Consider the following 15,548-nt stretch of genomic DNA (forward strand, 5'->3'; position numbering starts at 1 on the left):
CGTCCGGCCGAGCCGCACGGCGCGAGCCGTCCCTGTCGACACCGTGTCCACCGACCCTGCGAGGAACCGATACCGATGCTGACGACCGACGTCCTGATCGTGGGCTACGGCCCCGTCGGTGAGATGCTCACGATCCTGCTGGCGCAGCGGGGGCTCACCGTCACGGCGGTCGAGCGCTGGGCCACCCCGTACAACTTCCCCCGCGCGGTGTCGTACGACGGGGAGGCGAGCCGCATCCTGGCCGCCGCCGGCGTCGCCGACCGGCTGGGGCCGGTGGTGGAGTCGTCGGGCGAGTACACCTTCAAGAACGGCTTCGGCCGGACCCTGCTGCACGTCAAGGTGACCGGCGACGGCCCGATGGGCTGGCCCGACTCGGTCTCCTTCTACCAGCCCGGCCTGGAGGCGCTGCTCGCCGAGCGGGGAGCGGAACTGCCGGGCGTCACGGTGCTGCGCCCGTACCAGGTGACCGGCCTGGTCGAGCACGACGACCGGGTCGAGGTCACCATCGCCGGTCCGGACGGCGAGGAGGTCCGCGCGGCCCGCTGGGTCGTCGGCTGCGACGGCGCCAACAGCTTCGTCCGGGAACACCTGGGCAGCGGCGTCACCGACCTCGACTTCACGTACGACTGGCTGGTCTGCGACGTGGTGCCGCACGAGGCCCGCGAGTTCAAGCCGAACAACCTCCAGGTCTGCGACCCGGCGCGCCCCCGCACGGCCGTGTCGGCCGGCCCGGGGCACCGGCGGTGGGAGTTCATGCGGGTGCCGGGGGAGAGCCGGGAGGAGTTCGAGAGCGTCGAGAGCGTGTGGCGGCTGCTCGGCCTCTTCGACATCACGCCCGACAACGCGACCCTGGAGCGGTACGGCGTCTACACCACGCAGGCGTGCTCGGCCGAGCGCTGGCGCTCCGGGCGGATCCTCATCGCCGGTGACGCGGCGCACGTGATGCCGCCGTTCATGGGGCAGGGGATGAGCTCGGGCTTCCGCGACGCCCTCAACCTCGCCTGGAAGCTCGACCTGGTGCACCGCGGCCTGGCCGACGAGGCCCTGCTGGACACCTACCAGGAGGAGCGCTGCGCGCACGTGCAGCACGCCATCCGGATGTCCATGGACTCCGGCACCGTGATCTGCGAGACCGACCGTGTCGCCGCGGCCGGCCGGGACGCCGCGATGCTCGCCGAACTGCGCCGGCGTACCGCTCGCCCGCGCACCCGTTCCCTGCTGGAGCCCCTGGCCGGCGGGGTCCTGCACGGCCGTGCCGGCGAGGCGGCCGGCGTGCCGATGCCGCAGGGGCGCGTCGAGGTCGACGGCCGCGCCGGGCTCTTCGACGAGGTCGTCGGCACCGGCTTCGTCCTGCTCTGCGCCGAGGACCCCGACGGCCTGCTCGACGCGGACACCCGGGCCTTCCTGGGCTCGCTCGACGCCCGGGTCGTCCGGGTCGTCCCCGCCGGCGCTCCCGCCCCCGCAGCCGGCACCACGCCGACCGCCTTCGACCTCGACGACGTGTACCTGCCCCACCTCAAGCGGTACGACGCCGTGGCGGTGCTCGTCCGGCCCGACTTCTACGTCTTCGGCACGGCCGCCGACCCGGCCGGTGTGCCCGCGCTCGTCGAGGACCTGCGCCAGCAGGTCCGGCGCGGCTGATCGGCATCCACCCACCGGAAGGAACCCACATGTTCGAGAACCTGAAGATCGCCGGCCGGGCGATCCGCACGGTCTTCACCGCCGACCCCATCACCCGGGTCCGGCGCTTCTACGAGATCCAGTCGCCCGACGTCGAGTTCGCGGCCCGCCGCACCCACTACATGAACGTGGGGTACTGGGAGGACGGGGTCACCGACCTCGACACGGCCGCCGAGGCGCTGGCCGACAAGCTGGCCGACGCCGCCGGGCTCAAGCCCGACGACACCGTGCTCGACGTGGGCTTCGGCTACGCCGACCAGGACTTCAAGTGGCTGCGTGAACGCCGGGTCGCCAAGGTGTACGGGCTGAACATCACCCCGCACCACGTCGAGGCGGCGCAGCGCCGGGCGCAGGAGGAGGGGCTCGCGGACCGGACCGACTTCCGGCTGGGCAGCGCCACCGAACTGCCCTTCGAGGACAACACCTTCGACCGGGTCGTCGCCCTGGAGTCCGCCTTCCACTTCTACCCGCGCAGCGCGTTCTTCGCCGAGGCGCTGCGGGTGCTCCGCCCGGGTGGCGTGCTGGCCACGGCCGACATCATCCCGGTCAGCGCCAACGTCGTGCGGGCGGCCATCCAGTCCGGCCCGCTGAGCTTCGTCAAGTTCAGCATCCCGAAGGAGAACTGGCACGACCGCGACACGTACCGGCAGGAGCTGGTCGAGGCCGGCTTCGCCAACCCGGAGGTGCACTCCATCAAGGACCGCACCTGGGAGGGCTGGCGCGCGTACATGGCCGAGCGCACCAACGACCCGGAGTTCCGTGCCGCCGTCAAGCCCGCCGTACGCAAGAGCATGGCCGCGCACTGGAAGAACCAGGACCTGATGAAGCGTGAGCTGGCGCAGCTCGACTACGTGATCGCAAGCGGCCACAAGCGGTGACGCCCCGCACCGACGGGGGGCCCGCCGACCGGTCGTGACACCGGTGGACGGGCCCCTCGGCCGGTCGGGTCAGATCGCCGGCGCCGCGGTCAGGGCCGCCGAGATGGCCCGCAGGACCGCCGGCTGGTGCTCGGCCAGGAAGAAGTGCCCGCCCGGGTAGACCTTCAGGTCGAACTCCCCGGTGGTGTGGGTCGACCAGGCCCGGGCCTCCTCGACCGTCGTCTTCGGGTCGTCGTCGCCGGTGAAGACGGTGATCGGGCAGCTCAGGGGCGGGCCCGGCCGGTAGGCGTAGGTCTCCGCGGCCCGGTAGTCGCTGCGGATCGCCGGCAACGCGGCCCGCAGCATCTCCGGATCACCGAGGACGGCGGAGTTGGTGCCACTGAGCTTCCGTACGTCGGCCAGCAGGCCCTCGTCGTCGAGCAGGTGCACCGTCTCGTGCCGCGGCTGCGACGGCGCACGGCGTCCGGACGCGAACAGGTGCGCGGCCGTGCCGCCGTCCTGCTCGATGAGGCGGGCGAGCTCGAAGCCGACGCTGGCCCCCATGCTGTGGCCGAAGATGGCCACCGGCTCGTCCATCCAGGGTCGCAGCACGGTGAAGACCTCACGCGCGAGCTGGTGGATGTCACCGATGCACTTCTCGTGGCGTCGGTCCTGCCGGCCCGGGTACTGGATCGACAGCACCTCCACGGCGGGGGAGAGGCTGCGGGAGACGGGAAAGTAGAAGCTGGCCGACCCACCGGCGTGGGGCAGGCACACCAACCGCCTGGCGCCGCCCGGAGCCGGGTGGAAGCGTCGCACCCACAATCCGTTGTCGGTATCTGGCGTGGTCATCCTTGGCGGTCCTTCCAGCGGCTGCGGTTCCCGACCGGATCGCACGCGGACCCGGTCGAGGCGACGCTAGTGCGACGGATCGGGGCCGGACACCCCTAGCTGGCCGGTTGCCCGGTTAGGGGTTGTCCGCGCTCGCGCACACCCAATAACTTCTCCCCGCAGATGGGGATCCTCGTGGCTATCGGCCGAGCGAGCCGAACGACAGATACAGGTGACGCCTGAGACTTCTGCGCATTCGTACCGTCGCTTACGTCGAGTCTCCGCCGTGCATCGCGATGGGCTGGGTTGATGGACACCGAAGAGAAGCTCCGGGAGTACCTGAAGAGAGTCACCGCCGACCTGCGGCGGACCCGGCAACGGCTCCGTGATGTCGAGGCCGAGGCGCAGCAGCCGATCGCCATCGTCGGCACGGGCTGCCGTTTCCCGGGTGGGGTGCGTACGGCCGAGGAGCTGTGGGACCTCGTCGCGGCCGGCGGCGACGCCATCGCCTCGTTCCCGACGGACCGCGGCTGGGACCTGGACGCGCTCTACGACCCCGAGCGCTCCCGGCCGGGCACCTCGTCGGTCCGGGAGGGCGGCTTCGTGCCCGACGCCGCCGAGTTCGACCCCCGCCTGTTCGGGGTATCGCCGCGCGAGGCCCTCGCCATGGACCCGCAGCAGCGGCTGCTGCTGGAGACCTCGTGGGAGGCCGTCGAGTCGGCCGGTATCGACCCCACCAGCCTGAAGGGCGCCCGGGTCGGGGTCTTCGCCGGCATGACCCACAGCGGGTACGCCCATCCGCCCGAGACCCCGCCGGCGGGCGTGGAGGACTACCTGGGTCTCGGGAACGCGGGCAGCATCGCCTCGGGGCGGGTGGCGTACTCGTTCGGGTTCGAGGGGCCGGCGGTGACGGTGGACACGGCGTGTTCGTCGTCGCTGGTGGCGTTGCACCTGGCGGTGCAGGCGCTGCGGTCCGGCGAGTGTGACCTGGCGCTGGCCGGCGGCGTGACGGTGATGCCCACCCCGGCGGTGTTCGTCGACTTCACCCGGCAGGGCAACCTGTCCCCGGTGGCCCGGTGCCGGGCGTTCGCCGACGCGGCGGACGGCACGGCGCTCGCCGAGGGCGTCGGGGTGCTGCTGGTGCAGCGTCTGTCGGATGCGCGGCGCGACGGGCGTCGGGTCCTGGCGGTGGTGCGTGGCACGGCGGTGAACCAGGACGGTGCGTCGAACGGGTTGACGGCGCCGAACGGTCCGTCGCAGCAGCGGGTGATCCGGCAGGCCCTCGCGAACGCCGGGTTGGGTGTCGCCGACGTCGACGTGGTGGAGGCGCACGGTACGGGTACGACGCTCGGCGATCCGATCGAGGCGCAGGCCCTGTTGGCGACGTACGGGCAGGGCCGGGACGAGCCGTTGTTGTTGGGGTCGGTGAAGTCGAACATCGGTCACACGCAGGCCGCCGCCGGGGTGGCCGGCATCATCAAGATGATTCTGTCGATGCGGCATGGCGTGGTCCCGGCGTCGTTGCACGTCGACGCGCCGTCGTCGCACGTGGACTGGTCGTCCGGCGCCGTGGAGTTGGTGACGCGGACGCGCGAGTGGCCGGCGGTGGAGCGTCCCCGGCGGGCGGGCGTGTCGTCGTTCGGCATCTCCGGGACGAACGCGCACGTGATCCTGGAGCAGCCGGAGGCAGCGCCGGAGCTCGAGGGCGGGGCGACGCCGGAGCAGGTGGCCGCGGGGGTGGAGTCCACGGCCGCCACGGGAGCGGAGTCGCGGGGCGAGCCCTGCCGGACCGGGGCGGCAGACGCGGCGGGTACGCCGGTGCCGTGGGTGGTGTCGGGCCGCTCGGAGGGTGCTCTGGCGGGTCAGGCGGCGCGGTTGGCGGCGTTCGTGCGTGATCATGCGGGTCTGTCTCCGGTGGATGTGTCGTGGTCGTTGGTGTCGACGCGGGCGGCGTTGGAGCACCGTGCGGTGGTGTGGGGTCGGGACGTCGACGAGTTGGTGGCTGGTCTGTCGGCGGTGGTCGAGGGTCGGCCGGTGGTGTCGGGTGTGGTGTCGGCGGGTCGTCGGGCGGTGTTGTTCACGGGTCAGGGTTCGCAGCGTGCCGGTATGGGTCGGGAGTTGTACGAGGCGTTTCCGGTGTTCGCGTCGGCGTTCGACGCGGTGTGTGCGCAGTTCGATGGGCACCTGCCGCGTGGGTTGCGGGAGGTGGTGTTCGCGGCGGCGGGCAGTGCTGAGGCGGCTCTGGTGGATCAGACCGTGTTTGCGCAGGCTGGTTTGTTTGCGGTGGAGGTGGCGTTGTGGGAGTTGTTGGGGTCGTGGGGTGTGCGGGCGGATTTCCTGGCGGGTCATTCGATTGGTGAGGTGACGGCGGCGTACGTGGCGGGGATGTTGTCGCTTGCGGATGCGTGCACTCTGGTGGCGGCGCGGGGTCGTCTGATGCAGGCGTTGCCGGCTGGTGGGGTGATGGCGGCGGTGGGTGCGTCGGAGGAGGCTGTCGCCGAGTTGATCGCGGTGTCGGGTGCGGGCGTGGACATTGCGGCGGTGAATGGGCCGGCGTCGGTGGTGGTGTCGGGTGCCGCTGATGAGGTCGCGTCGGTGGTGGGGACTTCTCGCGAGCGGGGTTGGCGGGTCAAGGAGTTGTCGGTCAGTCACGCGTTCCATTCGCGGTTGATGGATCCGATGTTGGACGAGTTCGCGTCGATGGTGGCGGGGCTGTCGTGGCAGCCGCCGAAGGTCCCGGTCGTGTCGAACGTGACGGGTGCCGTCGCGGACGCGGACGAGATCACCGACCCCGGCTACTGGGTGCGGCACGTGCGGCAGCCGGTGCGCTTCGCCGACGCCGTACGTACCCTGCACCAGCAGGACGTGACGCAGTTCCTGGAGGTCGGCCCCGACGCCGTACTCACCGCGATGGCGCAGGACTGCGTCGAGGCGACCGGCGACGTCCGGTTCACCGCCACGCTGCGCGCCGGCCACCCCGAGGCCGACACCCTGCGCGCCGCCCTCGCCGAGCGGTACGTCACCGGCGGCCACGTCGACTGGGCCGGGTACCTCACCGCTGCCGGGGCGCGGCCCCGCACGGTGGCCCTGCCCACGTACGCCTTCGACCACCAGCGGTACTGGCTCAACGCCACCGCCGGCGACGCGGGCGCGCCCGGGCTCGGCGTCCGACCCGTCGACCACGCGCTGCTCGGCGCCGCCGTACGCGTGGCCGACGACGACGTACGCGTCTTCGGCACCGAACTCTCCGTGCGGACCCACCCGTGGCTCGCCGAACACGTCGTCTGGGACTCGGTCGTGGTGCCCGGCGCCGCCCTCGTCGAGATGGTCCTGCACGCGGGCGCGCAGGTCGGCTGCGACACCCTCGACGAGCTGACCCTCCAGGCGCCGCTGGCGCTCGCCGAGCAGGGCGCCCGGGCGGTGCAGGTGAAGCTGGGCACGGCGGACGAGGAGGGCCGCCGGCCGGTCACCATCCACTCCCGGGCCGCCGCCGACCCGGACGCCGAGTGGGACCGCCACGCCGCGGGCGTCCTCTCACCCGCCGTACCACAGCCCGACGGGTCCGACCCGTCGCCGTGGCCGCCCGACGCCGCCGCCGTCGTCACGGTCGACGGGATCTACACCGAACTGTCCCGCCTGGGCGTCGAGTACGGGCCGCTCTTCCGTGGCCTGCGCGCGGTCTGGCGTACCGACGACGAGGTCTGCGCCGATGTGGCGGTGCCCGACGGCACCGAGGTCACCGGCTTCGGCATCCACCCCGCGCTGCTGGACGCGGCACTGCACGTCGTCGGCCTGCTCGACCCCGACGGGGAGGCCTCCGGCGTACGCCTGCCCTTCGCCTGGACCGGCGTCACCCTCTCGGCCGTCGGCGCCACCGCGCTGCGGGTACGCGCCCGGCGCAGCGGCGGCGGGGTCACCCTGACCCTGACCGACCCGGCCGGCGCCCCCGTGGCCCGCATCGCCTCCCTGGTCTCCCGCCCCGTGACCGCCGACCAGGTACGCGGCGCCGACGGGGGCGTCGACTCGCTGTTCGACGTCGCCTGGCAGAGCGTTCCGTCGACCGCCCCGGCGACCGCCCGCGCGGTGCTGCTCGGCGACGCCCCGTCCGACCTGTCCGGTCTCCCCAGGTACGGGCTCCCCGAGCTGGCCGAGGCGGTCGACGTCGGCCTGCTCGACCAGGAACTGGTGCTGCTCGCCGCGTACGCCGACGACGAGCGCGCCCCGGTCCCCGCCGCGACCCGGACCCGGCTCGCCGCCGTGCTGACCGCCGTCCAGGGCTGGCTGGCCGACGACCGGCTGGCCCAGCGGCGGCTGGTCGTGCTGACCCGCAGTGCCGTTCCCGCCGGCGACACCGGCCGCGCGACCGACCTGCCCGGCGCGGCGGTCTGGGGCCTGCTGCGTTCGGCCCAGGCCGAGCACCCCGACCGTTTCGTGCTCGTGGACCTCGACGAGGCGAGACGACCGGAGCCCGGCACGCTGGATCTGGTGGCCCGCGCGGTCGGCACCGGCGAACCCCAGCTGGCGGTCCGGGCCGACCGGGTGCTGGCGCCCCGGCTCACGCCCGCCGTCCTCGATCCGGCGCTGGGCGCCGAACTCGACCCCGACGGGACGGTCCTGGTCACCGGCGCCACGGGCGCCCTCGGCGGCCTGTTGGCCCGGCACCTGGTCGGCGCCCACAAGGTGCGTCGTCTGCTGCTCGTCAGCCGGCGCGGGGCCGACGCCCCCGGCGCGGCGGAACTGCTGGGCGAGCTGGCGGCGCTGGGCGCGCAGGCCAGTCTGGTGGCCGGCGACGTGGCGGACCGGGACTCCCTGGCGGCACTGCTGGCCGGCGTCCCCGCCGAGCACCCGCTCACCGGCGTGGTCCACGCCGCCGGCGTCCTCGACGACGCGGTGATCTCGGCGCTGACGCCCGAGCGGGTGTCCGCCGTGCTGTCCGCCAAGGCCGACGCCGCCTGGCACCTGCACGAGCTGACGCGGGGCCGGGACCTGTCGATGTTCGTCCTCTTCTCGTCGGTCGCCGGCATCCTCGGCGGCCCCGGGCAGGGCAACTACGCCGCCGCCAACGCGTTCCTGGACGGGCTCGCCCACCAGCGGCACGCCGCGGGTCTCGCCGCCACCTCCCTGTCCTGGGGGCTCTGGGCCGCGGACAGCGGGATGACCGGCAGCCTCGACGCCGCCCAGCGGCAACGGATGAGCCGAAACGGCCTCAGCCCGCTCGACACCGACCAGGCGCTGCGTCTCTTCGACGCCAGCGTGCACGGCGGACGCCCCCACCTGGTGCCGGTGCTGCTCGACACCGCCGCGCTGCGCCGCCAGGCCGACGCCGGCCAGCTTGCGGCGCCGCTGCGCGGCCTGGTCCGGGCCCGGCGGCGCGTCCTCGACGGCGGCGGCGACGGCGGGCCGTCCTTCACGCAACGCCTGGCCGCCACCCCGGAGGCCGAGCGCGGTCGGCTGGTGGAGGACCTCATCAAGGCGCAGGTCATCGAGGTGCTCGGCTACCCGCCGGCCACCGTCGTGCCGTCGGGGCAGACGTTCACCGGCCTCGGGTTCGACTCGCTGACCGCGGTGGAGCTGCGTAACCGGCTGACCGCCCTCACCGGGATCCGACTGCCGGCGAGCCTGATCTTCGACTGCCCCACGCCCGCCGCCCTCGCCGACTTCCTGCTGGTCGACGCCGCCCCGGCGCCGCCCCAGGCGGGCCTGCTGGCCGAGCTGGACCGGCTGGAGGCCGCGTTCGCCGCGACCGGGCCGGAAGAGCTGGAACGACTGGCCGGCGACGACGAGACGCGGACCAGCGTGGCGGTCCGCCTCCGGGCGCTGGTCACCAGGTGGAGCGACGCCACCGACCGGCCGGCCGACGTCAGCCAGGCCCTCGACGGGGCCTCGGACGACGAGCTGTTCGACTTCATCGACCAGAAGTTCGGCCGATCCTGACCACGAGTCCGCCGCTTGCCCCTTAGCGACAGGTGATCAACCCGATGGCGAACGAAGCCAAGCTCCGCGAGTACCTCAAGCGCGTCACCGCTGACCTGCACGAGACCAGCGAACGCCTGAGGGCCGTCGACGAGCAGAACCACGAGCCGATCGCGATCGTGGGGATGGGCTGCCGCTACCCGGGCGGGGTGCGGACCCCCGAGGCGCTGTGGCGGCTGGTCGAGTCCGGTGTCGACGCCGTCACGCCGTTCCCGGGCGACCGGGGCTGGGACGTGGAGAACCTCTACGACCCCGACCCGGACGCGCACGGCAAGTCGTACACCCGGGAGGGTGGCTTCCTGCACGACGCCGGCGAGTTCGACGGCGGGTTCTTCGGCATCTCGCCGCGCGAGGCGCTGGCCATGGACCCGCAGCAGCGCCTGCTGCTGGAGGTCGCCTGGGAGGCGGTCGAGCGGGCCGGCATCGCCGCCGACTCGCTCAAGGGCAGCCGCACCGGTGTCTTCACCGGCGTCATGTACCACGACTACGTCTCCCGCCTGAACGGCGTGCCGCAGGAGGTCGAGGCGTTCGTCGGCACCGGCAACCACGGCAGCGTCGTCTCCGGCCGGATCGCGTACACCTTCGGTTTCGAGGGCCCGGCGGTCACCGTCGACACCGCCTGCTCGTCCTCGCTGGTGGCGATGCACCTCGCCGTGCAGGCGCTGCGCTCCGGCGAGTGCACGCTCGCGCTGGCCGGCGGCGTCACCGTCATGTCCAGCCCCGACACGTTCGTCGGCTTCAGCCGCCAGCGCGGCCTGTCCCCGGACGGGCGGTGCAAGTCCTTCGCCGCCGCCGCCGACGGCACCGGCTGGAGCGAGGGCGCCGGACTGCTGCTGCTGGAACGGCTCTCCGACGCCCAGCGCAACGGCCACCCGGTGCTCGCCGTGGTGCGCGGCAGCGCCGTCAACCAGGACGGCGCCTCGAACGGCCTCACCGCGCCGCACGGCCCGTCGCAGCAGCGGGTGATCCGCCAGGCCCTCGCCAACGCCCGGCTCGCCCCGGCCGACGTGGACGCGGTGGAGGCCCACGGCACCGGCACCCGCCTCGGCGACCCCATCGAGGCGCAGGCGCTGCTCGCCACGTACGGCCGGGACCGGGCCGACGACCAGCCCCTGTGGCTCGGCTCGATCAAGTCCAACCTCGGGCACACCCAGGCCGCGGCCGGCGTCGCCGGCGTGATCAAGATGGTCATGGCGATGCGCCACGGCGTACTGCCGCGGACCCTGCACGTCGACGAGCCGTCCCCGCACGTCGACTGGTCGGCCGGCGCGGTGAGCCTGCTCCACCAGCCGCGCCCGTGGCCGGTCGCCACCCGGCCCATGCGGGCCGGCGTCTCCTCGTTCGGCGTCAGCGGCACCAACGCCCACGTCATCGTCGAGGCCGCCCCGCCCGCGCCGCAGCCGACCGCCGGCACCGACGCGGTCGCCGGGCCCGACCCGCTGCCGTGGGTCGTCTCCGCGCGCAGCGCCGCCGCGCTCGGCGCCCAGGCCGACCGGCTGCGCTCCTGGCTCGCCGAGCACCCCGACGCAGCGCCGGCCGCCGTGGGCCGGGCCCTGGCCGCCGGCCGGTCCGTGCTGGAACACCGGGCGGTGGTCCTCGGGACCGACCGGGACGAACTGCTCGCCGGGCTCGGCGCGCTGGCCGACGGCGTCCCGGCGGCGACCGTACGGCGCGGGGTCGCCAGCCCCACCCGGGTCGCCGTGCTCTGCACCGGCCAGGGCGCCCAGCGGGTCGGCATGGGCCGGCAGTTGTACGCCGCGTTCCCGGTCTTCGCCACGGCCTTCGACGCCGCCTGCGCCGAACTGGACAAGCACCTCGACCGACCCGTACGCACCGTGCTCGACGGCCCCGCCGACGTGCTCGACCGCACCGGGTACGCCCAGGCGGCGCTCTTCGCCGTCGAGGTGGCGGCCTACCGGCTCGTCGAGTCCTGGGGCGTCGTGCCGGACTTCGTGACCGGGCACTCGGTCGGCGAGGTGGCCGCCGCGCACGTCGCCGGAGTGCTGTCGCTGCCCGACGCCGCCCGACTGGTCGCCGCCCGGGGCACCCTGATGCAGGCGCTGCCCACCGGCGGGGCGATGGTGTCGATCCGCGCCACCGAGGCGGAGGTGCGCCAGCACCTGGACACCGCCGGTGCCACGGCCGGCGCCGGGCTGGCCGCCGTCAACGGCCCGGATTCCGTCGTCGTCTCCGGCGACGAGGACGCCGTGCTGGCGGTCGCCGAACACTTCGCGTCCCTCGGCCGCAGCACGAAGCGGCTGCGGGTCAGTCACGCGTTCCACTCCGCCCGCATGGACCCGATGCTCGCCGCGTTCGGCGACGTGCTCGGGCAGTTGACCTTCGCCGCGCCCCGGATCCCCGTGGTCTCCACCGTGACCGGCGCGGTACTCGACCCCGACGAGGTGCGCTCCCCGGCGTACTGGCTGCGCAACGTCCGCGACACCGTCCGCTTCGACGCCGCCGTCGGCACCCTGCGCGAGCTCGGCGTGGGCGCGTACGTCGAGGTGGGGCCGGGCGGGGTGCTCTCCGCGCTGACCCAGGAGATCGTCGGCGCGGACCAGGCGGTCTGCGCCCCGATGCTGCGCGCCGACCACGACGAGGCGACGACCGCCCTGGCCGCCGCGGCCACCGTCTGGGCCCGCGGCGTACCGGTGGACTGGGCGGCCCTGTTCGCCGGCCCGCCCGTGCCGGTCGACCTGCCGACGTACGCGTTCCAGCGCGAGCGCTACTGGCTGCTGCCCCTGCCGCAGCCCGCCGACGTGACCGCCGCCGGACTGACCCCGACCGGCCACCCGCTGCTCGGCGCGGTGTTCCGCTCGGCCGACGGCGACGAGGTGACGCTCACCGGCCGACTGTCCGTGCAGAGCCAGCCCTGGCTGGCCGAGCACGCCGTACGCGACGTGGTGCTCTTCCCCGGAACCGGCTTCGTGGAGCTGGCGCTGCGGGCCGGCACGGAGGTGGGCGCCGACCGGCTCGCCGAGCTGACCCTCGAGGCGCCGCTGGTGCTGCCCGAGACCGGCGGCGTCGACGTGCAGGTCGCCGCCGAACGTACCGGGGGCGGGTCGTGGCAGCTGACGGTGCACGCCCGCCGGTCCGGCACCGACGACCTGTGGGTCCGGCACGCCACCGGCCTGCTCGCCCCGGAACCGGGGGCGGACGGGACCACGCTGGCGCAGTGGCCGCCGGCCGGCGCCGTCGCCCTCGACGTGTCGGAGCTGGCCGGGCGGGCGGCGCAGGCCGGGTTCGCGTACGGCCCGGCCTTCCAGGGGTTGCGCGCCGCCTGGCGGGCCGGCACCGACGTGTACGCCGAGGTGGCGCTGCCCGAGCCGGCGACCGACGAGGCCGGCGCGTACGGGCTGCACCCGGCGCTGCTCGACGCCGCCGTGCAGGCGGTCGGGCTGGGCATCGTCGACCCCGGCGAGGCCCGGCTGCCGTTCGCCTGGTCGGACGTGACGCTCTCCGCCCACGGCGCCGACACGCTGCGGGTACGACTGACCCCCACCGGCTCGGACACGGTGGCCATGCTGGTCGCGGACGCCGCCGGTGCACCGGTCGCCCGGGTCGGGGCCCTGGTGCTGCGGCCCCTGCCGGCCGGGGACCTCACCGCCGACGGGTCGCCGTGGCGTCGCTCGCTGTTCCGCCTCGACTGGCCCCGGCACGTCGGCGGTGCCGGCGCCGCCGACGGCACGACCTGGGCGGTGCTCGGCGACCGCCCCGCGCCGGTGCCCTCCGGCCTGGCCGCCGCCCGGCACGCCGACCTCGACGCGCTGTTCGACGCGGGGGTGCCCGACGTCGTGCTGTTCCCGGTGGCCGGCGCCGCCGCGACCGGCCCCGGCCCCGTCCACGACCTGCTCGCCGAGGTCCTCGCCGTGCTCCAGGGCTGGCTCGCCGCCGAGCGGCACACCGGCGGTTCCCGGCTGGTGGTCCTCACCAGCGGCGCCGTCGCCGTGCACGACGACGCGGACGTCGCCGACCTGGCCGGCGCCGCCGTGTGGGGCCTGCTCCGCTCCGCGCAGGCCGAGCATCCCGGCCGCTTCCTGGTCGTCGACGTCGACGACCGGGAGAGCGCCGCGGCCGCCCTCGCCGGCCTGCTCTCGACCGACGAGCCGCAGGCGGCGGTACGCGACGGGGCGGTCCACGTGCCCCGGCTCGTCGCCGCCCCGGAACCCGAGTCGCCGGCGCCGTCGCTGGACCCGGAGGGCACGGTGCTGGTCACCGGCGGCACCGGCGCCCTCGGCGCGCTGACCGCCCGCCACCTGGTCACCCGGCACGGGGTCCGGCACCTGGTGCTGACCAGCCGGCGCGGGGCCGACGCGGACGGCGCCGCCGACCTGCTCGCCGACCTCGCCGACCTGGGTGCCACCGCGACGGTCGAGGCGTGCGACGCCGCCGACCCCGTCGCCCTCGCCGCGCTGCTGGACCGGATCGACCCGGCGCACCCGCTGACCGGCGTGGTGCACACCGCCGGCGTGCTGGCCGACCGCACCCTGACCTCGCTGACCGCCGAGTCCCTCGACGACGTGCTGCGGCCCAAGGTGGACGCCGCCGCGAACCTGCACGAGCTGACCGCCGGCACGGACCTCGCCCTGTTCGTCACCTACTCCTCGGCGGCGGGCGTGACGGGCAGCCCCGGCCAGGGCAACTACGCGGCGGCCAACGCCTTCCTGGACGCGCTCGCCCACCGGCGGCGGGCCGCGGGCCTCCCGGCGCACTCCCTGGCCTGGGGGCCGTGGGCCGAGTCGGGCGGCGGCATGACCGCCGGCCTCGACCGGGCCGACACCGACCGGCTAACCCGCGCGGGCGTCCGCCCGATCCCCGAGGCGGACGGCCTCGCCCTCTTCGACGCCGCCCTGTCGACCGGCCTGCCCACGACGGTGCCGATGGCACTGGACGGCCCGGCGCTGCGCACCCAGGCAGAGGCGGGCACCCTGCCGTCGGTCCTGCGCGGCCTGGTCCGCGCACCCCGCCGCCGCGCCGCGCGGTCCGGCCCGGCGGAGACCGCCGCCCTGACCGAACGGCTCGCCGGGCTCGACCGCGAGGAGCGCGCCGCCGCCCTGCTGCGGCTCGTCCTCGACCAGGTCGCGGCGGTGCTGGGGTACGCCGACGCCGCCGCCGTCGAGGCCGCCCGCCCGTTCACCGAGCTGGGCTTCGACTCGCTGACCGCCGTCGAGCTGCGCAACCGGCTGGGCGCGGTGACCGGCCTGCGCCTGCCGGCGACCCTGGTCTTCGACCACCCGACCCCGCTCGCCCTGGCCGACCACCTGGACGCCGAGACCGGGACCGCCGCCGGCGCGCTGCCGGCCCCGGTCGCCGCCGTCGCGGCGCTCGACGAGCCGATCGCGATCGTCGGCATGAGCTGCCGCTACCCCGGCGGCGTACGCAGCCCCGAGCAGTTGTGGGACCTCCTCGTCTCCGGTGGGGACGGCATCACCGGCTTCCCCGCCGACCGGGGCTGGGACGTCGAGGACCTGTACGACCCGTCCGGCGCGCGCCGGGGCAGCAGCTACGCCCGCGAGGGCGGCTTCCTGGCCGACGCCGGTGACTTCGACGCCACCCTGTTCAAGATCTCGCCGCACGAGGCCCTCGCCATGGATCCGCAGCAGCGGCTGCTGCTGGAAACCTCGTGGGAGGCGATCGAGGACGCCCGGATCGACCCGCTCGCGCTGCGGGGTCGCCCCGTCGGCGTGTTCGCCGGCATGATGTACCACAACCACGCCGCCGGGCTGGCCGACGTTCCCGAGACCCTCGACGGCTACCTCGGCGTCGGCACGGCCAGCAGCGTGCTGTCGGGTCGGGTGGCGTACTCGTTCGGGTTCGAGGGGCCGGCGGTGACGGTGGACACGGCGTGTTCGTCGTCGCTGGTGGCGTTGCACCTGGCGGTGCAGGCGTTGCGGTCCGGCGAGTGCGACCTGGCGCTGGCCGGCGGCGTCACCGTGATGGCGACGCCCGAGACGTTCATCGACTTCTCCCGCCAGCGGGGCATGGCCCCCGACGGCCGGTGCAAGTCGTTCTCGGAGGCGGCGGACGGCACCGGCTGGTCGGAGGGCGTCGGGGTGCTGCTGGTGCAGCGTCTGTCGGACGCGCGGCGCGACGGGCGTCGGGTCCTGGCGGTGGTGCGTGGCACGGCGGTGAACCAGGACGGTGCGTCGAACGGGTTGACGGCGCCGAACGGTCCGTCGCAGCAGCGGGTGATCCGGCAGGCCCTCG

The 15,548-nt window shown here is 74.8% G+C and carries 4 protein-coding genes and 1 pseudogene; 4 read left to right on the forward strand and 1 reads right to left on the reverse strand.

Going from position 1 to position 15,548, the window contains the following annotated elements; translation table 11 throughout:
* The first annotated feature begins 75 nt into the window (after positions 1-75).
* Positions 76-1,641 (forward strand): bifunctional 3-(3-hydroxy-phenyl)propionate/3-hydroxycinnamic acid hydroxylase, encoded by a 1,566-nt coding sequence (locus tag KBX06_RS25770; protein ID WP_210839504.1) that lies wholly within the window; start codon positions 76-78, stop codon positions 1,639-1,641.
* A 29-nt stretch (positions 1,642-1,670) separates the two neighbouring features.
* Positions 1,671-2,558 carry a cyclopropane-fatty-acyl-phospholipid synthase family protein gene (locus tag KBX06_RS25775; RefSeq protein ID WP_210839505.1) on the forward strand — a complete coding sequence of 296 codons (888 nt, stop codon included), beginning with the start codon at positions 1,671-1,673 and terminating at the stop codon, positions 2,556-2,558.
* A 69-nt stretch (positions 2,559-2,627) separates the two neighbouring features.
* Here the strand turns inward: KBX06_RS25775 and KBX06_RS25780 are convergent, their stop codons facing one another.
* On the reverse strand, positions 2,628-3,389 hold the full coding sequence (locus tag KBX06_RS25780) for a thioesterase II family protein (RefSeq protein ID WP_305798314.1): 762 nt from the start codon (positions 3,387-3,389) through the stop codon (positions 2,628-2,630).
* Between the two features lie 285 nt (positions 3,390-3,674).
* Here KBX06_RS25780 and KBX06_RS25785 point away from each other — a divergent pair, with 285 nt between their 5' ends.
* On the forward strand, positions 3,675-9,302 hold the full coding sequence (locus KBX06_RS25785; RefSeq protein ID WP_210839506.1) for a type I polyketide synthase: 5,628 nt from the start codon (positions 3,675-3,677) through the stop codon (positions 9,300-9,302).
* Positions 9,303-9,346: 44 nt separating this feature from the next.
* Positions 9,347-15,548, forward strand: a pseudogene (locus tag KBX06_RS25790) (type I polyketide synthase); the annotation flags it as partial.

It is taken from the genome of Micromonospora sp. C31, assembly GCF_018070575.1.
Classification (GTDB): Bacteria; Actinomycetota; Actinomycetes; order Mycobacteriales; family Micromonosporaceae; genus Micromonospora.

Excerpts from the sequence above, each read along its gene's own strand:
- KBX06_RS25780 (WP_305798314.1), bottom strand. The coding sequence starts at position 3,389 with ATGACCACGCCAGATACCGACAACGGATTGTGGGTGCGACGCTTCCAC.
- KBX06_RS25770 (WP_210839504.1), top strand. The coding sequence starts at position 76 with ATGCTGACGACCGACGTCCTGATCGTGGGCTACGGCCCCGTCGGTGAG.
- KBX06_RS25775 (WP_210839505.1), top strand. The coding sequence starts at position 1,671 with ATGTTCGAGAACCTGAAGATCGCCGGCCGGGCGATCCGCACGGTCTTC.